Below are 21,480 nucleotides of genomic sequence, written 5' to 3'. Positions count from 1 at the left end.
ATCAACCGGACCTCGCCTGCGGCAGGCTGAAGGCGAAGGTCGCGCCGCGGTCCGCGTTGGGCTCGGCCCAGATTCGTCCGCCATGTCCCTCGACACAGGTCCGGCAGATGGCCAGCCCCATGCCCATGCCGTTCTCCTTCCTCGAGAAGAATGGATCGAACAGCTTGCCGCGGATCGTCGGATCGATGCCGGGCCCCTGGTCGGTCACCGAGACGATCACCTCGCCGTCCACGGCGCGCAGCGTGACGCGCAGGTCCCGGGGCGGGGCGCAGCTTTTCATCGCCTGGAGGCCGTTGACCATCAGGTTGACCAGGACCTGCTGCATCTGGATCGGGTCGGCGTCGACCTGCGGCAAGCCGGGCGTGGCGTCGAGGTGCGCCGAAGCCTGGTGGGATCGGAGTTCGCGATCGATCAGCACCATGGCCAGCCGCGCGGTTTCGGCCATGTCGACCGGCTGGATCGCGTGCGGCGCGGCGCTGAGGAAATCCCGCGTCCGGGCGATGACCTCATGGGCGCGGGCGGCGTCGCGGATCGCGCGTTCGATCGCCTGCTCCGCTTCCGGTAGGTTCGGCTGCGGCCGTCGCAGCCAGCGCAGGCCCGCCTCGACATTGGCGAGGATCGAAGCCAGCGGCGTGTTGACCTCGTGGGCGATTGAAGCCGTCAGCGCGCCCATCGTCGAGATGCGCGAGGCGCGCGCGGCGTCGGTCTCGGCGGCGACAAGCTTGGTCTGCAGAGCCTTGTAGTCGGTGATGTCCAGCGCGGTGACCAGGATGTTCCTGAAGCCCTCGAGCGTCGTCGGCAGCTCGGCGGTGAACAGGGTGTCGACGTGCGTGCCGTCGGGACGGACGATGTGCGTCTCTGATCGGTAGAAGGTGTCGCCACGCCCGAACGCGATCAGCCACTGATCGAAGGTCTGGTCGCTGTCGGGCAGGATCCGGTCCAGCGGTCCCAGGAGATCCGCCTTCGATCCGGCCCCCATCATCTCGGCGGCAAAGGCGTTGACGTCCTTGACGATGACGCGGCGGCGGAGGTCTCGCGCCTCGTCGGGATGGGCGGCGAAGTGGCCCTCGATGTCGTGCACGCCTCGCTGCTTGAGGGCCAGGATGGCCTCGCCGACCGCCGACCAGTCCTCGCGCCACAGCGATATGCCCGTGCGCTCGAACAGCGTGTCCCGCCAAGCCGCGTCCGCGTCTTCCCGCCGCCGCTCCTTCCATAGCAGCGCCAGCGTCACCAGAAGCAGCGCCAGGCAAAGCGCCGACAGGCCGACGGTCACGGCGCCGGCGGTGAGGTTGACGAGCAGCAGGGTCAGCACGGCCACGGCCGCGGCGCCGACAAGGATGTCCGCGCCGCGCAGGCGCCGTCGCCGAGCCTGCGGCGCGGCCGATCGGGCCCAGGCTGGCAGGTCGGCCGAGCCGGACGAGGAGGGGACGCCGGTCGCGGCGGGCCAGAGTGAGAAGACGCGCTTGGCGGCGCCGGCTCTGTCGTCCTGATCGCGATCCGCCATCGTCCCCCGCCGTCCGGCCCCGGGGCCAGACTACGTCCGCGGCGCGGCGGTGCGTAATCCCCCTAATACCAAAGTGCAGCTCCGCGACCCGAAGAGCGGAATGGCGGCGCGGCCTCGATTGCGACGAACCTTGGACGTCCGAACACGTTCGCAACAAGGAACAGATCGATGGCTCGCTCGAACCGCCCGGGACTGATCGCGTGTTCTCGTCGCGACGTGCTCGCCGCCGCGGGCGGCCTGGGCGTCGGCCTTACGGTTCCGACCGCGCTGATCGCAGGTGAACGACCATCCCACGACCCTTCCGGAGACCAGACCATGCCCAAGATCCAGATCAAGGACGGAACGGAGATCTACTACAAGGACTGGGGTCCCAAGGACGCGCAGCCGATCGTGTTCCACCACGGCTGGCCGCTGAGCGCGGACGACTGGGATAACCAGATGCTGTTCTTCCTGGCTCAGGGGTATCGCGTGATTGCGCACGATCGGCGAGGTCATGGTCGCTCGACCCAGACCTGGACCGGCAACGAGATGGACACCTACGCCGCCGACGTGGCGGAACTGGCCGCCGCGCTGAATCTGAAGGGCGCGATCCATGTCGGTCATTCCACGGGCGGCGGCGAGGTGGCGCGCTACGTCGCCCGTCATGGCGGCGGCGGACGTGTGGCCAAGGCGGTGCTGATCGGGGCGGTGCCGCCGATCATGGTCAAGACGCCCAACAACCCCGGCGGCCTGCCGGTCGAGGTGTTCGACGGCTTTCGCGCCGCCCTGGTCGCCAACCGGGCGCAGTTCTACCGCGATGTGCCGGCCGGGCCGTTCTACGGCTTCAATCGACCGGGCGCGAAGTCTCAGGAAGGCGTCATCGCCAACTGGTGGCGGCAGGGCATGATGGGCGGCGCCAAGGCGCACTACGACTGCATCAAGGCCTTCTCCGAGACCGACTTCACCGAGGACCTGAAGGCGATCGCCGTTCCGACGCTGGTGATGCACGGGGACGACGACCAGATCGTCCCGATCGGCTCGGCCGCCAAGATGTCGGCGCCGCTGCTCAAGAAGGGGACGCTGAAGATCTATCCAGGGCTCGGTCACGGGCTCTGCACCATCAATCCGGATGTCGTGAACCCGGATTTGCTGGCGTTCATCCGCGCCTGAGGAGGGGCGCCTAGATCGTTCCGGCGGCGGCGCCCTGCGCGAAGCCCCGGAGACGATCGGCCACGACCTCGCCCACGGCTTCCACGGCGGAGCGGCGTGGGTAGTGGGCGCGCCAGGCGATGCGCACGGTGCGTCCGGCCCGGGCGGCGAGGGGACGCAGGACGATCCCCGCGTCCTGCGCGGCGCCCGCCGCGAGGCCCGGAACCAGGGTCGTGCCGTATCCCGCGGCGACCATGTTCAGCAGGGTCGACAAGCTGGCGGCCCGCAGCGCCCCGCCCAGCGCGGCCTCCTGCCCGCAGGCTTCCATGGCCTGGTCGCGAAGGCAGTGACCGTCCGCCAGCACGAGGATGTCGCCGGCCAGGTCGGTCTCGGCGATCACCGACTGATCAGCGAGGGGGTGCTCGGGCGGAAGCGCGGCCAGGAAGGGCTCAGCGAACAGAGGCAGGCTCAGCAGGTCGGGTCCGTCGACGTCCGTGGCCAGCAGGGCGGCGTCGAGCTCATGCGCGCGCAGCCGGGCGAGCAGGGCGGCGGTCTGGTCCTCCCACGGCTCCACCTCGAGATCGGGCAGGGCTTCGCGCAAGGGGGCAAAGACCAGCGGCAGCAGGTAGGGGGCCAGCGTCGGGATGATGCCGAGCCGGAACCGTCCGGCCAGCGGATCGCGCAGGTTCCGGGCGGTGGCCAGGATGGCCTCGGCCGCCGTCACGGCGGCGCGGGCGTGGCCGATCAGCTGCAGGCAGGCGGCGGTCGGCGCGGCGGTCTTGCTGCTGCGTTCGAACAGGGCGACGCCCATCAGCTCTTCCAGCTTCCGGATCTGGACCGACAGCGTCGGCTGGCTGACGCCGCAGGCCCGGGCGGCGCGTCCGAAATGCTCATGCTCGGCCACGGCCAGTAGGTAGCGAAGGTCCCGAAGATTCATGCGGCGCGCCTCTATGATAGGCAAAGCCTATCGCACTCATTGAGGTTTGGCGCTTCTCTTTATCGCGAGTTTGGACGCACACTTCGGCCGGCAATCCGAGAGAGAGGCCGCGAGGAAACAGAGCCAGCCGCCGAGAGTTTCGTTGAGGCGCCCGCCCGTCGGGGGCCGCAGCGCCGGCGATCAAGGCCGCCCCCGCGGGTCATGTCGAAACCGCTAGCAGGACCGGAGACCGAAGATGGATGGAAACGACCTCGTCGAGCCGACGACCAAGTGCCCGCTGAAACATGGCGTCCGGTTCCACACGAGTTTTGGGGGACGGTCGAACCGCGACTGGTGGCCCAACCAGCTGAACCTGAAGATCCTCTCCCAGCATTCGTCGCTGGTCAGTCCGATGAGCCCGGCGTTCAGCTACGCCAAGGCGCTCGAAGAGCTGGATGTCGAGGCGCTGAAGGCGGACCTGCGGGCGCTGCAGACCGACTCCCAGGACTGGTGGCCCGCCGACTATGGCCATTACGGCCCGCTGTTCGTGCGCATGGCCTGGCACAGCGCCGGCACCTACCGCATCGGCGACGGTCGCGGCGGCGCGGGCTCGGGCACGCAGCGGTTCGCGCCACTGAACAGCTGGCCGGACAACGGCAACCTGGACAAGGCGCGCCGGCTGCTGTGGCCGATCAAGCAGAAGTACGGGAACAGCATCAGCTGGGCCGACCTGATGATCCTGGCCGCCGACGTCGGCATGGAGACCATGGGCTTCAAGCTGTTCGGCTTCGGTTTCGGCCGCGAGGATGTCTGGGAGCCCGAGGACGACGTCCATTGGGGCGCCGAGGACGTCTGGCTGGGCGACGCCCGCTACAAGGGCGATCGTGAGCTCGACCGGCCGCTGGCCGCGGTTCAGATGGGCCTGATCTACGTCAATCCGGAAGGCCCCAACGGCAAGCCTGACCCGCTGGCGGCGGCGCGGGACATCCGCGAGACCTTCGCGCGCATGGCCATGGATGACGAGGAGACGGTCGCCCTGATCGCCGGCGGCCACACCTTCGGCAAGGCGCACGGCGCCGGCGACGCCTCGCTGGTCGGGGTCGAGCCGGAAGGCGCCGGCATCGTCGAGCAGGGGCTCGGCTGGAAAAACGCCCACGGCAGCGGGCGAGGCGGCGACGCCATCACCAGCGGCCTGGAAGGCGCCTGGACCCCGAACCCGATCAAGTGGGACAACGGCTTCTTCGACACCCTGTTCGGGCACGAGTGGGAGCTGACCAAGAGCCCGGCCGGCGCCAATCAGTGGACGCCGAAGAACCCCGACTCCGGCCCCAGGGCGCCGGACGCCCACGACGCGTCGAAGTCGCATCCGCCGATGATGCTGACCACCGACCTGGCGCTGCGGCTCGACCCGATCTACGGGCCGATCTCCAAGCGGTTCCACGAGAACCCGGACCAGTTCGCCGACGCCTTCGCCCGCGCCTGGTTCAAGCTGACCCACCGCGACATGGGCCCCCGCGCCCGCTATCGCGGACCCTGGGTGCCGAAGGAGGACCTGATCTGGCAGGACCCGGTGCCGGCGGTCGACCACCCGCTGATCGACGCCGCCGATATCCGCGACCTGAAGGCCAAGATCCTGGCGACCGGTTTGACCCCGGCGCAGCTGATCTCCGCCGCCTGGGCCTCGGCCTCGACCTTCCGCGGTTCGGACAAGCGCGGCGGCGCCAACGGCGCCCGCATCCGCCTGGCCCCGCAGAAGGACTGGGCGGTGAACCAGCCGGCTCAGCTGGCGACGGTGCTGTCCAAGCTGGAGGGCGTTCAATCGGCCTTCAACGCCGCTCAGTCCGGCGGCAAGAAGGTGTCGCTGGCGGACCTGATCGTGCTGGCGGGTTCGGCGGCCGTGGAGCAGGCGGCCAAGGCGGGCGGCCACGCCGTCGAGGTTCCGTTCACGCCCGGCCGCACCGACGCCGCGCAGGAGCAGACCGACGTCGAGTCCTTCGCCGTTCTGGAGCCGAAGGCCGAGGGCTTCCGCAACTACCTGAACACGGACTCTCCGCTGACGGCGGAGGAGTTGCTGGTCGACCGGGCCCAGCTCCTCACCCTGACCGCGCCGGAGATGACCGTGCTCGTCGGCGGTCTGCGGGTGCTCGGCGCCAACGTCGACGGCGGCGCCCACGGGGTGCTCACCAAGCGGCCCGGCGTGTTGAGCAACGACTTCTTCGTCAACCTGCTCGACATGCGCACCGCCTGGACCGCGACTTCCGACGAAGAGGCGACGTTTGAAGGGCGGGACCGCGCCAGCGGCGACCTGAAGTGGACGGGCACGCGCGTCGACCTGATCTTCGGGTCGAACTCCCAGCTCCGGGCCCTGGCCGAGGTCTACGCCCAGGCTGACTCTGAGAAGGCCTTCGTGGACGCCTTCGTGGCGGCCTGGACCAAGGTGATGAACCTCGACCGGTTCGATCTCGCCTGATGAATAGGAGCGCGGCTCGCCTGCGGGCCGCGCTCCGTTATCAGGCCAGATTCCGCTCGATGCGGACGCCGTCCAGGCCGGCCGACACCTGGGTGAAACCGGCTTCCTGAGCCAGGGCGAGGACGAGGGCGTTGTCCGAGCGGACCAGACCCCAGAGCGAGCGCACGCCATGCGTCAGGGCGTGCTCGGCCAGGCGATCCATGAGCAGGCGGCCAAGGCCGTGCTCCTGGGCGTCGCTGCGGACCATCACGGCGATCTCGGCGGACGTCTCGTCCGGATCGCGCGCCATCCTGGCCACGCCCAAAATCTGACCCTCAGCCTCCGCGACGAAGGCCATGTCGCGCGACAGGTCGATGCCGGCCAGTCGTCGGGCCAGATCCGGCGGCAGGCGCCGGAAGGGCGTTCCGAACCGGAACAACACATCGATCGGCGCGGAGCGTTCGACCATGTCGGCGATCCGCTCGGCGTCGTCCGGGCGAACGGCGCGGATCGAGACGCGGACGCCCGCCTTAGGCCCGGGCGGCTTCGCTTCAGGTTCGGAACCGTGGGATCGCACCTGCGCCATGGACGCCTCCACCGCCGTCGCCGGTTCAAACGGCGGAGGCGGGGAGGCGTTCCTTGGCGGCGCGGGTGCGGGACCTCGCGCCGGGCCGGATCGCGCTACTCGGCGGGCGTGCAGCCCGTCGAGCTGAGGCAGATCGGCTCGCGGCCGAAGGTGAAGTTCTGGCTCGGATCCCACTGGAGGTCGAACCCGCCCGGTTGGCGCAGGAGCCGGAAGGCGTCGCCGCCGTCCTGGCCGCTGCCCGGGACCGGGCGAATCTCGAACGTTCCCGGCGTGAACAGGATCTCGTAGTTGCCGCCCAGCGTCAGCGTGCCCTGGCTGATCAGGTAGCTGCCGAAATTCTCGCCCGCAGCGCGGGTCAAGCCGCCGCTGAAACCGTCGCCAGCGACCAGAGAGCCGGCCGTGAGACGATAGGTCAGCGCCGGATCGAGCTGGCCGAACAGCTTGGTCTTGCCGTCGGCCGCCACCGAGACTTGGCGACGCAGGATGTCGGCCAGGGCGCTGGTCGGGACCCCGACCAGCTCGTAGTTGCCCGAGCCCGAACCCGTCAGGGTGATGCCCGCGATGGCGACCGTCTTGCCGGTTCCGGCGTTGCGGTCGGCGAAGGTGTAGGTCCCGCCGGTCGCCGTGACTTGCTCACCGGCGAGAATGCCGGTCAGGGTCACCGAGCCGCTGCCGTTCGTCGCGCCGTCATAGGTCTTGTTGTTGACCACGACAGAGACGGTGACGGCCTTGCGCAGGATGTCGGCCAGGGCGGTTCCGATCGGGCTCAGCTCGTAGTTGCCGGCGTCGGCGCCCGACAGGACGGCGTTGGCGGTGACCGCCTTGCCGGTCCCGGCGTTCTTGTCGCCGAAGCTGAAGGTCGCGTTCACGGCGGCGTCGTCGCCGGCGATCAGACCGTTGACGACCAGCGCGCCGGTGGCCGCGGTCGTGCCGTCGTAGGTCTTGTTGTTGGCGGTGAGGACGCCGGTGAGGGTCCTGCGTGCGATGTCCGCGACATCGGTCCCGACGACGACGTTGTAGTTGCCGGCGTCGGCGCCCGAGATCTGAGCGTTGGCGACCGAGACCACCTTGCCCGTTCCGGCGTTCTTGTCGGCGAACAGCAGGTCGCCGGTGATCGACAGGTCGTCGCCGGCGAGGACGCCGCTCAGAACCAGCGTGCCGGTGGCGGCGCGGGTGGCGTCATAGGTCTTGTCGTGCGCTGTGACGATGGCCGTGATGTCCCGGCGCAGGATGTCCGCCAGGGCGGTGCTGACCGGGCTCAGGACATAGTTGCCGGCGTCGGCGCCGCCGAGCGCGACCCCCGAAGCCGTCACCGTCTTACCCGCGCCGGCGTTCTTGTCGGCGAAGGCGTAAAGGGCTTCCACCGTCACGGCGTCGCCCGCGACCACGCCGGTCAGGGCGATGGCGCCGTTGGCGGCGGTCGTGCCGTCGTAGGTCTTGTTCTGGGCGCTGACCACGCCGGTCAGGACCTTCGGATCGATGATCAGCGTGCCGGTCCCGAACGCGAAGTCGTAGTTCATGTCGGAAACCAGCGAACCCAGGCTCGCGGTCAGCAGGTAGGTCCCGGCGTTCTTGCTGGTGTTCCCCGAGAGCAGCGGCGAGCCGGCGTACGGATCGGCGCCGACGTCGTGTCCCAGGACGCCGCTGACAGTCACGCCGATCCCCGGAATGAAGCCGTCGTAGGTCATCGTCTTGCTGATCGGCGTGAAGGTGATGGTCGGCCGGTAGGCATGGACGAAGCGATTGCCCGCTCCGACCGCGGCGCCGAAGCCGCCGCCGGCGAAGTCGTAGCCGACGCCGTAGTAGCTCTTGCCGCCCAGGCCGCCGTATTGGTCTGTCGCGGTGGAGCCGGTCGGGTCGTTGTAGGCCTGGCTGTAGATCAGCCAGCGGCCGTCCTGGGCCTGGACCGCATCGACGCCTCGCTGGTTGGTGAAGACCCCGTTCGCCGCCAGGACCACGGCGTCGCCGGCCGCCGTCGATCGAACGGCGCCGGTGGAGGCGATGGTCATCGCATCCGACTGTATGGTGATGGCGCCCGGAGCCGCGACAAGGCCCGCGATCGTCAGCATCCGATCGACGTTCAGGAAGAGGCCGCCGTCGGCGATGGAGACGGCGCCCAGCCTGGCGATCATGTTGGCCGCCCGCAGGTCCGCCCCGCCGCCGAACGACCCCGTCAGGGTGTCGGCGGTGAGGATCCCTGCCACGGACTGGGTGAGGGGGCCGTGGAGAACGCGCAGGTCCACCGTCTGTCCGGCGGCGTTGATCGGCCCGGCGATATGGAGCCCGGCGCTGCGCGCGCTGTTGTAGGCGAAGCCGCCGGCCAGGGTGACGACGCCGCGCAGGGCGGCGACGTCGTTGCCGCCCAGCAGGCTGGCGCCGTGATCGGCGACGATCGTCAGGCCGGCGGCCTCAAGGCGGGCCGATCCGTCCTGGGAAATGGCGCCGCCGGCGGCGAGGGAGATCTCGCCCCCGGCCTTGACCTGGCCGGAACGTCCGCCCGCTGGGCCCTCGAAACGGATGTCGCCGGAGACGTCGACGATCAGATCGCCGGCGACGGCGGCGTCGGTCAGCGACAGGTTCGCGCCGGTGACGTCGGCGTCGCCGCCCGCGGTCAGCGTCCCGACGGTCAGCCGGCCGACGGGACCCCGGATGTCAGCGTTTCCGGCCAAGGCGTGCACGGAGCCAATGGCGACGTCGCCGGTGTTGACCACGATCCCGACGTTCTGCGCCCCAAAGACCGAGCCGATGGCGTCGGAGGCGTTGAGGTGGACGAAGGCGGAGCCGCCGCTGCTGCTGACGCTCGACGTCGTGCTGGATCCGGCCGAGGTGAAGACGTTGGCCGCGCCGATCCCGCCGGGTAGAGCGCTGCCCAGCACCACGTCCGAGGCGCCTTCGCTCAGCAGGTTCAGGGTGTTGGCGCCCGTGCCGAGCAGGGCGGCGGCGCCGAGCGTGACCTTGCCGGTCGAAGCGTACAGATAGATCCAATCCTCCGCCCGGGCCGAGGCCACTGAGACCCCGCCAGGGCCGTAGGCATAGGCGTCGACCTTGCCGCGTTCGGCCGACAGCATGCCGGCGTCGATCGTCTGGGCCTGGATCCGGATGTCGCCGTCCGTGCTGACGATGTCGCCCCCGACGATGCGATCGGCCGCGTCGATGATGATGTCGCCGCCGTAGCGCAGCGTCGCGGCGGAGTAGTCGAGGTCGCCCAGAGTGTCCCGGATCCGGAAGGTCCCGGCACGAGCGCCCAGCGGGCTGAGCGCGGCCGCCGAGAAGTCCTGGCCGGTAAGGGTGTAGTTCCCGCCGACCGTGACGTTGGTCGCGATGTCGACCGCGCCGCCGCTGGCGTTGAGGTCGAGATCGCCGCCGGCCGAGAGAGCCCCGGCCTGGATGGCCGTGGCCGCGATCGTCAGGTCGCCGCCCGAGGAGAGCTGGGCGTCGCCGGTCAGCGCGCCGCCGCCTTGGACCTCGATCTTGATCTCGCCCTGGGCCGCGACCGAAACGCCGGTCATGTCCAGGCCGCCGAGCGTGTCGACGATGGTGTAGTTCCGCAGCGTCGCCGGGGCGCCGAATTCGTCCTGGAGCAAGGGGTTCAGGACGTCGCCTAGGAAGCCCTGGGCGGTGATGCTGTAGCTGCCGCCGGTCACGTTCGCGCCGACGGGCGAGCCGCCGAACCCGGTTTCGATCGTTCCGGCCGCCACCTTGACGGTGATGTTGCGGCCCGAAAGCTCGCCGATCGTGAGATTGCCGGTGAGCAGGTTGACGTCCACATCGCCCCGCAGGGCGCTGATCGCCTGGAACTCGCCGACCACGCTGCCGAGATTCACGACGGCGCGTCCGCCATCGCCCGTGGACGCGACCACGATGCCGCCCGCGCAGCCGCAGCTGCCGGCGATCCCGTAGTTGCCCGCTCCGATCGACGCCGCCGTGTCGGCGCCGAACGTGGCGGTGCGCTCGGCGACGACGAGAATGCCGTTCGCGGCCTCGGCGCCCCGCAGCGTGGCGTTCCCCGTCGCCGATCCGATCTGGAGGAGGCCGCCGGAGCCGGCGAACTCCACATAGGCGTCGCCGTCGAGCGCGGCGGCCGTGATGTCCTGACCGGCTTCGATCCGGCCGACGTTGATGCTGGCGCCCAGGAGGTCGAGCGAGCCGTCGCTGCGGATCAGGCTCGCCAGGGCGCCGTCGAGGCGGCCGTTCGTGTCGATGCTGACCTGGCTCTGGCCGAATACGTCGCCGGTCAGGATCAGGTCGCCGCCCCTCGACTTGAGCCAGACGCCGCCGTTGGCGGCCGTGGTCGCGCCCACGGTGAGGGCGCCGTCGAGGGTCTCGACGTCGATGTCGCCGTTCAGCGCCGTGAGCGCGCCGATCGTCACCGCGCCGGTCGCCACGGCGACGTCGACATTGCCGCCCTGCAGCAGGTTCAGGGTCGTGCCGATGTTGTCGAGATAGACCCGCGCATCGCCGGTGTCGGCGGTGACGCTGACGGTTCCGGCCCCGCCCGTCGCACGGGTGACGACGTTGTCCGTGCTGATGCTCAGGGCGTCGATCGCGCCGAGGATCGCGCTGCCGCCGGTCGCCGAGACCGTCAGGTCTCCGGTCAGGCCGGCCAGGTTCGCCGCGCCCAGCCGGGCGTCGCCGTTGGTCGCCGTGACGAGGATGTTTCCGCCGGCCTTGGCCGCGGCGATGTCGGCGGCGCCGTTGGACGCGGCGGCCCGCACCTCGCCGGAAGCGTCGAGCAGGCCGTTGACCGAGACCTCGCCGCCGGCGAGGTCGACGTCGCCCGCCGAGGCGGTGGCGCTGCCGAGGACCAGCCGGTCGGTCGTCGACACCCGGACGCCTTCGCCGGCGTAGAGGCCGCCGACGTCGATGAGGGAGGTGTTGTCGATCGTCACCGACCCCATGATCGACTGCACGATTTGGCCTGTGATGTCGCCGCCGGCGCGGATGTTGATGTCGCCGTTGTAGGTCAGCGTCAGGCCGGTGAAGTCGAGAGGACCCGCGGCGTTGAGCGTCCAGGTCCCGAAGGTCCCGCCGAGCGGCGTCAGGGCGCCGTTCGAGAACCAGCCGCCGGTCAGGTTGTAGTCCTGGCCCACGACCAGGGTGGCGACGTCGACGACGCCGTTGCCGGCGTTGAGGGTGACGTTCCCGTCCGCCCCGATGGTGTCGACGGTGATCCCCAGGGCGTTGATCGTGAGGTCGCCGCGCTCGATCAGGTCGGCGCCGGCGACCAGGCCGACGGACCCGCTCTGGAGCACCTTGACGGCCGCGCTGATCGTCAGGTTGCGCTGGGCCGCGAGGTTCGCGACCAGGGTCAGGTCGCCGACGGTGTCGGTGATCGAGATGTCGCGGGCCGTGCCGGTGAGGTTCAGCGCCGAGCCGGTGAAGTCCTGAGCCTCGACGATGTAGTCGCCGCCGCCGATCGTGACGCTGTCGGCGTTCAGCTCGCCGTTCCGGGCGGTCAGCGAGAAGCCGGTCGCCGAGATGTCGGCGAGGTCGAGATCGCCGTTGGCGAGGAAGACCCGAGCCTGCCCCGCCGCGGTGAAACCGATCTCGGCGTTGGCGCTGTCGAGGTTGATGGCGACTTCGCCGGCGGAGTTGATCGTGACCGCGCCGGAGCCGGCGAGACGCTCGAGCCTGTTGTCGGTCGTGATGGCGCCGACGCTGGCGGCCCCCAACCGGACGCCGCCCGAGGTGCTGGTGATGGTCAGGTTGTAGTTGTCGCCTTCGAGGTCGGCGCCGGCGCCCGTCAGGGCGAGGGCCGAGGCGACGATGCTTTCCCCGTTCAGCGTCATGTCGTCGCGCGCGGAGGCCTGCTTCAGGTCGAGCAGGCCGGCGGCGGTGATCGTGACGTCGTCGCCGATGAGCGTCGTCGCGCCGGTCTGGACGATATCGCCGGCCGTGGTCCTGAGGGTCAGGTCGCCGCCGACGTCCATGACGTTGCGGATGGTCAGCGAGCCGGCGTTGACCAGCGAGAAGGACCCGAAGGCGTGGATGTAGCCCAGGCTTCGGATCTGGTTGGCGCCGTTCAGCGTCGTGTCGCCGAGCCAGTTGTTGACGCGGAACGTGTCGTCGGCGCGGATCACGCCCGCGGTCTGGACGATATCGCCCGTCGCGTTGAAGACGACCTGGCGGCCCGTGACGTCGCCGGCCAGCTCGAAGCCGTCGTCGTCGACCCAGGCGATGTCTCCGTTCGTGCTGACGAGGCCTTCGATCCGGTCGATGTCGCCCTGTAGCCCGATGTCGCCGCTCGCGCCGGCCACGAGCGAGCCGCCGACCAGGCGGCCGACGCCGCCTGTGGAGATCAGCCCCCCGTCGGTGGTCAGGGTGATCCGGTTGCCGGAGGCGACGCTGATCAGGCCGGAGATGAAGATGCTCCCCGCGCCGTTGTAGAGGAAGTCGCCGCTGGCGACGCTGAAGGCGCCCAGTTGGTCGGCGGCGTTGTCGCGGCCGAACGACGCTCCGGTCACGGCCGAGCCCTTGAGCAGGCCAGCCGTGATCACGCCGCCGGTCTGGGTGATCGATCCGTTGACGGAGGCGAGATCGACGGTCTTGCCGGCGCCGGTCGTGATGTCGCCGGTCAGCGCGAGATCGCCATGGTTGGCGAAAACGAAATCGCCGCCCGCCGAGATCGCGCCGAGGTTCGCGACCTGGTTGACCAGATTCAGCACGACGTCGTCGGCCGCCGTCGCGATCAGGGTCGTCGCCTGCAGGCCGGCGCCCGACTGATGGATGCCGCCCGTGTCGGCGGTCAGCGTCATCGCGCCGTCGGCCAGGATGTCGCCCGCCGCCCCGGTCAGCTCGAAGCCCTGGCCATTGCGGAAGGTGACGTCTCCGCTCGAGGCCCGCAGCCTCTGGACGTAGGCGACAGTGTTGGCGGCGCCCAGATCGACGTCGCCTTCGAGCGACTCCGCCGACAGGGTGTCGCCGATCACGACGCCGCCGGACTGGCTGAGCGTTCCTCGGGAAACGAGGGAGACGATGTTGGTGGCGGTCAGGTCGCCGATGATGTCGAGCGCGCCGTCGGCCTTGAAGCCGATGCTGGCGGCGGTGATCGGGCCCAGCTGCGTGACGAGGTTGTTCGCGGCGGCCAGGTCGAAGACGTTGGCGGCGCTGCCCTGGACCCGTTGGGCGGCGATGATCCCCGCCGCGGTCTGAGTCAGATCTCCGCCGACGTTGAAGGTCGCGACGCCGCTGAGCGACATCGGACCGCTGACGCTCAGCGAGTCGCTGTCCCGGAAGGTGAAGTCGCCGTTGCGGACCGTGACGTAGCTGAGCGTGTCGACATCGTTCCCGGCCTGACCAAGGGCGACATTGAGCTTCGCGTCCACGGCCAGCGAGGCCGCGGTGATCGCGCCGCCCGTTTGAGTGACGCCGCCGTCGAGGGACGCCAGCACGATCAGATCGCTGGCGAGGTTTCCGGCGATCGAGAAACTGTCGGCGCTGGCGAAATAGATCCGGTTGCCGGCCGACAGGTTCCCGAGCGTCGCCACGGCGTTGGCCTTGGTCAGGTTGAGCTCGTTCGCCGCGCTGGCGTTGAGGGTCGCGGCGGTCAGAACGCCGTCGTTCTGGTCGATGGTTCCGGCGGCGGCGGAGAGGGTCATCACCCCCCCCGCGAAGACGTTGCCGTCCAGGGAGAAGCCGTTGACGTCGGCGAAGCGGAAGTCGCTCCCCGCGAAGCCGGCGGCCAGGCTGTTGATGTCGTTGCCCGGCCCGCCCAGGTCGATCAGGCCGTTGGCGAACACCGAGAGCCCGCCGGTCGTCAGGCTGCCGGTGGTCTGGACGATGTCGGTCCCGGCCTGGAGCGTGATGGCGCTGGACACCCATACCGCGCCGGCGATGTTGAAGCTGTCTGTGTCGCGGAACGAGAACTGGCCGCTCGAGACGGTGATGGCGCCGAGATTGTCGACGTCGTTCAGGCGGGACAGTTGGATGTCCAGCGCGGCCGATCCGCTCAGGGTCTGCGCGGAGATGGCGCCGCCCTGCTGCAGGACCGACGCGGTGTCGGAGACCAGGTTCAGCGTGGTCCCGGCCGACAGGTTGCCCCACAGCTCGACGTTGCCCGCGCCGCGGTAGGTCAGGGCGCCGCCCGCGTTCAGCGCGTCGATGCGGCCGACGACGTTGGCCTGGGTCAGCAGGAAGTCGCCGGCCGAGGTTCCGGTCAGGCGGCTCGCCGTGATGACGCCGCCGCTCTGGGTGATGTTGTTTCCGTCCGCGCCGGTTCCGTCGGAGACCAGCTCGACCAGCTGTCCGGCCGCCGTGATGTTCCCGGCGATATCGAAGCCGCCCCTGTCGCGGTAGGTGACGCCGCCGCTGGTGCTGCTGAGTCCGGCGAGGGTCGCGATGTCGTTCTGGCCGCCGAAGAACTCCAGCCCCGTCGCCGCCGAGGCGGTCAGGCTGCCGGCGACGATCCGGCCGGTGAGCGCGGTTTGGGTGATCTTGCCGGTGCTGGAGGTCAGGCTGACCGCGCCGGTCGCCGTGATCACATTGGCGGCGAAGGTGTCGCCGTTCCTGAAGCTGACGTTCGCGCCGCTCAGGTTGACCGTGTCGACGTCGTTGTTCCCGGTCGCAGAGACGTCGCCGCCGGCGGCCAGAGAAAGCGTGCTGGCGAAGATGAAGGCGGTGGGATCCTGGGTGATCGAACCCGTTCCGCCGGCCGTCAGCGACACGGCCCCCGACGTAGTGATCCCGCCGCCCAGCGTGAACCCGTCTGTATCGACATAGTCGATGCTGCCGACGCCGGTGAGCGAGAGGGACCAGATGGTGTCGATGTCGTTCGTGGCGCTGGTCAGGCTGAGGCCGCTGACGGCGCCGGCCCAGATGTTGCCGGCGCGGATCGCGCCGCCGCTCTGGGTGATGGCTCCGCCGGACGACAGGAAGAGATCGGCGGCGGTGACGTCGCCGGTCAGGTTGTAGCCGCCGCCGCTATTGATCTTGACGGCAAAGCTGCTCGACAGCGTTCCCAGATTCCCGAACACGTTGCCGGTCTGCTGCAGCGTGATGCCGCCGGTGGCCGAGGTCGCGTTCAGGGTTCCGACCGTGACCGCGCCGCCCGTCTGCTCGATCGCGCCGCCGGAGGTGAGCGAAAGCGTCCCGTCGACGCCGACGGCGCCGGTCAGGTTGAAGCCGTCGACCTCCTGGAAGCTCATGCTTCCGCTGACGTCGACGTCGCTCAGGTCGCCGATGTTGTTGAGGCCGTTCAGCGTGGCGGAGGCGGCGGTCAGCGAAAGGGTTCCACCGCTGATCACGCCGGTGCTCTGGGTGATCGCGCCGCCGGCGTTCAGGGTCACGGACGCGCCGGAGACCATGCCGGTGATATCGAAGTCGTCGACGTCTTTGAATGTGAAGGAGGGGCCGGCGATGATCGACCCCAGCGAGTCGACATCGTTGTTCCCGTCCAGCGTCGCGCCGGTCGAGGCGCTGACCGAGAGGACCTGGGCGGTGATCGTCCCGCCGACCTGCTGGGTGATCCCGCCGGAGATCGAGGTCAGGCTCACGAACTGGCTCCCGCCAGCCGTGATCGCGCCGGTCAGATCGAAGCCGTCGGCGTTGGTGAAGCTGATCTGGCCGCTGGTGGTGTTGTTCAGCGTCCCGAGGGCGCCGATGTCGTTGCTCATGTCATTGAGCGTGATCCCGGTCACGGCGCCGACATTCAGGGTGGCTGCTGTGATCGCGCCCGTCTGGGTGACGGAGCCGGTGTTCGAATAGAGGCTGATCGACCCGCCGGCCGAAGTGGCCGGCACGGAGAGATTCCCGGCCTGGCGGAACACCAGATCGCCCGCAGTCGCCCTCAGGGCGGTCACGGACGTGATCTGGTTGGCGCCGTTCAGCAGAAGGTTCTGGCTGGCCTCGGCGTCGATGCTGGCCGCCGTGATGACTCCGCCGGTCTGTTCGATCGAGCCGGCTCGGGCGTCCAGCACCAGCGCCCCGACGTTCAAATTGCCCGTCAGGTTGAAGCCGTCGACGTCGTTGAAGGTGAAGGCGCCGCCCGCGGTGACGACGCCGAGGTTGTCGATGTCGTTGTCGCGGTGGAGCGTGATCGCGCCGGCCGCCGAGAGGTTGAGCGTGCCGGCCTCGATCTGCGGGAAGAAGATGCTTCCGGTCTCGGAGATGCCGCCGGCCAGCGAGGTCAGGCTGACCGTCTGGTTCAGCGCCCGGACGGTGCCGTCGATCTGGAAGCCGTTGGTCTGGCCGTAGGCGATGCCGCCGCTGCCCAGGTTCATCAGGCCGAGGATGCGCGTGGCGTTGTTGCCCGCGTTGGTCAGGTTGATGCCGGTCTGCGCCCAGACATTCAGTCCGCCGGCGGTGATGTCGCTGCCGGCCGTCTGGGTGATGCTGCCGTTCGCTGACGTCAGAAGCACGTTCAGCGTCGAGGTGATGTCGCCGTCGATCAGCAGGTCGCCCACGGTGCGGAAGCTGAAGTTGTGGCTCCCGACATCGATGACGCCGAGCTGCGCCACGTTGTTCAGCTCGCCGAGGATGGCGCCCTGCGTCGTCGTCGCGCTGAGCCGGTTGGCGGTGATCGTGCCGCCGCTGTTCTGGATAATGCCGCCGTTGGTGACGTTCAGCGTCACCGACTGACCGGCGGCGCTGATGTCTCCATCCAGCTCCAGCCAGCTGGCGTTGGTGAAGGTGAAGTTTCCGCCCGAGGTGACGGCGCCGAGGTTGATGACGGCGTTCTGGGCGCCGAGATTGATCGCGCCGGTCGCCGACAGCGACAGCGTATCGGCGGTGACGATCCCGCCGGCCTGGTTGATCCCGCCCGCGACGTCGGTGATCGACACCGACTGGCCCGCCGCGCTGATATTGCCCGTCAGCCGGGTGTTCGAGCCGCTGTAGTTGGCGATGACGATGCCGCCGCTGGTCGAATTGGTGATCGTCCCCAGGTTCTGGACGCTGTTGACGAAGATCGGTCCGGCGTGGGGCAGGCTGATGCCGGTGACGGCGCTCAGGTTCAGGGTGTTGGCGACGATGTAGCCGGCGCTGTCCTCGTAGATCCGGCCGCCGGAGGTCAGCGATAGAGTCTGACCGGCGGTGACCGGCTGGCCGATCGCGAGGTCGGTGGTGGTGTTGATCGAGACGTCGCCCGCGCTGGAACTGGTCGCGACGAGGCGCCGGATCCGGTTGGCGCCGTCGAGGGTAATCGAGCCGTTGGTGTTCGCGCCGAAGTAGCCGACGTTGATGATGCCCGCTGCCTGGGTGATCGTGGCGCCGGCCGCGACCGTGCGCAGCACCGCGCCCTTGTCGACAGCGGTGGTGATGTTCCCCTGGAGCTCGAAGCTGTTGGCGTCGCGGTAGAGGATGTTGCCGCCGGTGCTGGCGAGGCCATAGATCCAGCTGACGTCGTTCGTGATGCTGTTGAGCGTGATGTCGCCCTCGGCGCTGACCAGCAGCCGGTCGGCGATGATCCCGCCGCCGGTCTGGTTGATCGCGCCGCCGTTCGCCGTGCTCAGCTGAACCTGGCCGACCACAGTGATGTCGCCGGTCAGCGCGAGGTTGGTCTGATTGTGGAACACGAAGGCGCCGCCCGCGGACACCGTTCCCAGACTGGTGGCGCTGTTGTTCCCGCCCAGCCCGATCGCGCCGCCGGCGGACAGGTTCAGGGTTCCGGCGTTGATGGCTCCGCCGTTTTGCATGATGTCGCCGCTCGCCGACGAGAGGGTGACGACCCTGCCGGCCCCGAAGACGGGCCCGTCGATCTCAAATCCATTCGTCTGGCCGAAGGCGATGGCGCCGCTGCCGCCGTCCAGCCAAGCGATCTCGCCGATGTTGTTGCCCAGGTTGGTCAGGGTGATGCCGGTCGCGGCGATGGCCTGGAGGTAGGACGAGGTGATGTCGCTGCCGGCGGTCTGGGTGATCGAGCCGCTGTTCGAGCGCAGGGTCACGTCGAAGCCGCTGGCGGTGATGTCGTCGCCGACGACGGTGTTGCCGTCGTTCCGGAACAGCACGTGGCCGCCGGCGATCACGCGCCCGAGGGTGGCGACGGCGTTGGCGTTGTTGACCCAGATCCGGCCGGCTGCCTGGAGGTTCAGGACATCGGCGGTGATGACGCCGCCCGTCTGCTCGATCTGGCCGGTGTTCGACCGCAGCGAGACGCTCTGGCCGGCGGCGGTGACGTTTCCGGCCAGATTTATGGCGCTGCTGACGTTGTTCAGGACGACGCCGCCGATCGTGCGGTTGATGATTGTCCCGAAGCTGCCGGCGGAAAGCGCCCGGAGCTGGTAGATGCCCGTCGCCGCGTCGAGACTCAGGGTTCCGCCGACGCTGGAGGCGCTGCCGCCCGTGAACGCGAGGCTGCCGCCCGTGGTGATCGACGCCGATCCGGTGACGTTGAGCCACAGGCCCAGGCCTCCGGTCGCGTTGTAGGTGACATTGTTGCCGATGAGCTCGACGAGGCCGGTCACCTGATTGGGGCCGGAGGCGGTCAGGTTGCCGGAGCCGGTGTCGAAGACGAGGCTGCTGGCCTGGATGCGGCCGCCGGTCTGGTTGACGCCGCCGGGGTTGTAGAGAACCGCCTTTCCGACGGTCGTGATGTCGTCGGTCAGCTCCAGCACGCCGGAGGACATGCCGGCGGCGTTGGTGACGAAGTCGCCGCCCGCGCTGATCCGGCCGAGCTTCGCGACGGAATTCTGACCCAGGCTGATGGTGCCGGCGGCGTGCAGATTGAGCTTGTCGGCGGTGATTGACCCGGCGGACTGGAGCAGGTGCCCGCCGTCGGCCCGCAACGAGACGTTGCTGGGCGCGGTGATGGCGCCGCTCAGGCTGAGGCTGGTCGTGGTGCGGAAGCTGATGTCGCCGCTGGTGGTCGAGAGGCCGTTGATCGTGTCGACGCTGTTGCCGCTGTTGTCCAGCGTGATGCCGCCTGCCGCAGCGGCCGTGAGCGTGCCGGCGGTGATCGCCGTGCCGGCGTCCTGGGTGATGCCGCCCGTGGTGGAGTACAGGCTCACATCGTCGCCGGCCGCGGTGACGTTGGCGGTCAGGACCAGGGCGCCCGCGTTGCGGAAGAGGATGTCGCCGGTTCCGCCGGCCGTCAGGACGCCTAGCTGGGCGACCTGGTTCTGGCCGCCGAAGGTCAGGCCGGCGTCGGCGACGGCCGAGAAGAGGCCGGCCGTGATGATCCCGCTGTTCTGGGTGATCCCGCCAGTGAAGGTCTGAAGCGACACCGTTCCCGCAGCGGCGCTGACGTTCCCGGCGAGCGACAGATTGCCGTTGCTGATCAGGACGATGTCGCCGGAGGTCGTCGACAGGCCGGTGATCTCGGCGATCCCGTTGCCGACCCGGTTGAGGTTGATCCCGGTCTCTGCCTGGGCCGACAACTGCGCGACGTTGAGGCTGCCGGCGGTCTGGGTGATGGCGCCCGTGTCCGAGCGCAGCGTCAGGCTGGCAGCCGTGACGGCGCCGTCGAGGTTGAAGTTCGTGCCGCCCCGATAGCTGATGGCGCCGCCCGCCGTCAGGGTTCCCAGCGTGGTCAGGTGGTTGGTGAGGTTGCCCAGCGCGATGTCGCCCGTGGCGCTGGCGTTCAGCCGCCCGGCCCAGATGACGCCCATGCCGCTTTGCGTGATCGAGCCGTTCAGGGCGGTCAGGTTGACCGTCCCCGCCGTGACCCAGTTGTTGACCGCGCCGGTGATCTGGAAGCCGTCGAGGTCCGTCAGGCTGACCGTGCCCGCGCCGTTGTTGTCCAGCAGGCTGATGGTGTCGAAGTCGTTGCCGGCGTTGCTCAGGTCGATGCCGGCGGCGGCCTCGGCGCGCAGGCTGCCGGCCTTGATCGCGCCGGTCTGGCTGATGCCCGCCCAGGCGGAGTCGAGCCAGACCTGTCCCGTGGCGTTGATCTCGCTGACGGCGATGTTGTCGGCCGCGCGCATCGTCACGTTGGTCGCCGTCAGGATCGAGCCGGGGTCCTGGGTGATGCTCCCGTCGAACCCGCCCCCGGGGTTGAGCGCGGCGCCCTCGAAGAACCCGGAACCGGCCGACAGGACGATGTCGCCGTTCTCGCCCGAGGCGGTGGTGGCGGTGATCGCGCCGCCCACGATGATGCTGGCCGCCACCGCGCTCTTGGAGACGATGGCCGCGTGGACCTGGTTGGCGTTGACGGTTCCGTTCAGGGCCAGCACGGGCGAGCCGCCGGCCCCGTCGGACCTGGACGGCACCTCGAAGGTGATCAGGTCGAGGTCGTCGGTCGCGGTCCGGGCGAAGGTGACGTTGTAGTTTTCCGCCGAGCCGAAGACGGCGTCGCCGCCGTCGGTCGCGTTCAGCGTCGCGCCGGAGTTGACGTTCACCACCGGAGCGATGAGGGCCAGGGTTCCGCCCTTGGCGGTGATCTGGGCGCCGGTCGCCACGATGACCCCGCTGCCCGCCGGCGCGCCGGAGAACGAGAAGTTCATGTCGCCGTCGAGGATGTCGGCGTCGGTCAGCCCGCCGGTCGAGGCCAGGAAGCCGCCGGTGTTGATCCGGGCGTTGCCGCCGACCAGCACGCCGCCGGAGGACAGGATCCAGATGTTGCCGCCGTTGGTCGCGCAGGTGGCCAGGCAGCCGTTGAGGACGCCGTCGATCGAGGCGGAACCGGTGCGGTTCACGACGATGTCGTCGCGGTTGTTGAAGTAGAAGTTGAGCTGCTCGGACGTGGTGACGTTCAGGCTGGTCCAGTTGACGATCGACCGGCTGGCGCTGGTGGTGATGTCGGTGACGCCGCCGCCCGAGGTGACGCCCACCGCGCCGCCGTTGCTGTTCGTGCCCGTGATCGTCCCCACCCCGGTGACCTGCGCCGCGGCCGGCGTCGCGCCGATGACGACGGCGACGCCGAGGCCGGCGAGGGCGGTGCGGCCCAGCAGGTGATGGCGGCGGTTGCGAAGAGCGGGGGCAGGACGGGTCATGGCGGTTCTCGGGCGCTGGAGGCGGCGCCGGGG

The 21,480-nt window shown here is 69.5% G+C and carries 6 protein-coding genes; 2 read left to right on the top strand and 4 right to left on the bottom strand.

Annotated features, from left to right (window positions below):
- Position 1: 1 nt before the first annotated feature.
- On the bottom strand, positions 2-1,504 hold the full coding sequence (locus CSW64_RS16435) for a sensor histidine kinase (protein ID WP_099623117.1): 1,503 nt from the start codon (positions 1,502-1,504) through the stop codon (positions 2-4).
- Between the two features lie 315 nt (positions 1,505-1,819).
- On the opposite strand from CSW64_RS16435, the gene CSW64_RS16430 reads away from it, so the two are divergent.
- The gene (locus tag CSW64_RS16430; protein WP_245863737.1) at positions 1,820-2,653 is read left to right on the top strand and encodes an alpha/beta fold hydrolase; all 834 of its coding nucleotides are present in this window, start codon (positions 1,820-1,822) and stop codon (positions 2,651-2,653) included.
- A 10-nt stretch (positions 2,654-2,663) separates the two neighbouring features.
- On the opposite strand, the gene CSW64_RS16425 is transcribed toward CSW64_RS16430, so the two are convergent.
- A complete protein-coding gene (locus CSW64_RS16425) occupies positions 2,664-3,569 on the bottom strand; it encodes a LysR substrate-binding domain-containing protein (protein WP_099623115.1) in 906 nt (301 codons plus the stop codon).
- Between the two features lie 235 nt (positions 3,570-3,804).
- On the opposite strand from CSW64_RS16425, the gene katG reads away from it, so the two are divergent.
- Positions 3,805-6,018, top strand: coding sequence for a catalase/peroxidase HPI (gene katG, locus CSW64_RS16420; protein WP_099623114.1), 2,214 nt, complete (start codon positions 3,805-3,807; stop codon positions 6,016-6,018).
- A gap of 40 nt (positions 6,019-6,058) precedes the next feature.
- Here katG and CSW64_RS16415 read toward each other — a convergent pair whose 3' ends face one another.
- Together CSW64_RS16415 and CSW64_RS16410 are read right to left on the bottom strand one after the other, a co-directional pair.
- Positions 6,059-6,583, bottom strand: coding sequence for a GNAT family N-acetyltransferase (locus CSW64_RS16415; RefSeq protein WP_099623113.1), 525 nt, complete (start codon positions 6,581-6,583; stop codon positions 6,059-6,061).
- A gap of 95 nt (positions 6,584-6,678) precedes the next feature.
- Positions 6,679-21,447 (bottom strand): YDG domain-containing protein, encoded by a 14,769-nt coding sequence (locus CSW64_RS16410; RefSeq protein WP_099623112.1) that lies wholly within the window; start codon positions 21,445-21,447, stop codon positions 6,679-6,681.
- Positions 21,448-21,480 lie beyond the last annotated feature (33 nt).

Origin of the sequence: Caulobacter mirabilis (genome assembly GCF_002749615.1) — a bacterium.
Classification (GTDB): Bacteria; Pseudomonadota; Alphaproteobacteria; order Caulobacterales; family Caulobacteraceae; genus Caulobacter; species Caulobacter mirabilis.
Note: the sequence above shows the minus strand (reverse complement) of the source record. Positions and strands in the feature narration are given on the sequence as shown.

Coding starts and splice junctions, on each gene's coding strand:
- CSW64_RS16435 (WP_099623117.1), bottom strand. CDS start 1,504: ATGGCGGATCGCGATCAGGACGACAGAGCCGGCGCCGCCAAGCGCGTC.
- CSW64_RS16430 (WP_245863737.1), top strand. CDS start 1,820: ATGCCCAAGATCCAGATCAAGGACGGAACGGAGATCTACTACAAGGAC.
- CSW64_RS16425 (WP_099623115.1), bottom strand. CDS start 3,569: ATGAATCTTCGGGACCTTCGCTACCTACTGGCCGTGGCCGAGCATGAG.
- katG (WP_099623114.1), top strand. CDS start 3,805: ATGGATGGAAACGACCTCGTCGAGCCGACGACCAAGTGCCCGCTGAAA.
- CSW64_RS16415 (WP_099623113.1), bottom strand. CDS start 6,583: ATGGCGCAGGTGCGATCCCACGGTTCCGAACCTGAAGCGAAGCCGCCC.
- CSW64_RS16410 (WP_099623112.1), bottom strand. CDS start 21,447: ATGACCCGTCCTGCCCCCGCTCTTCGCAACCGCCGCCATCACCTGCTG.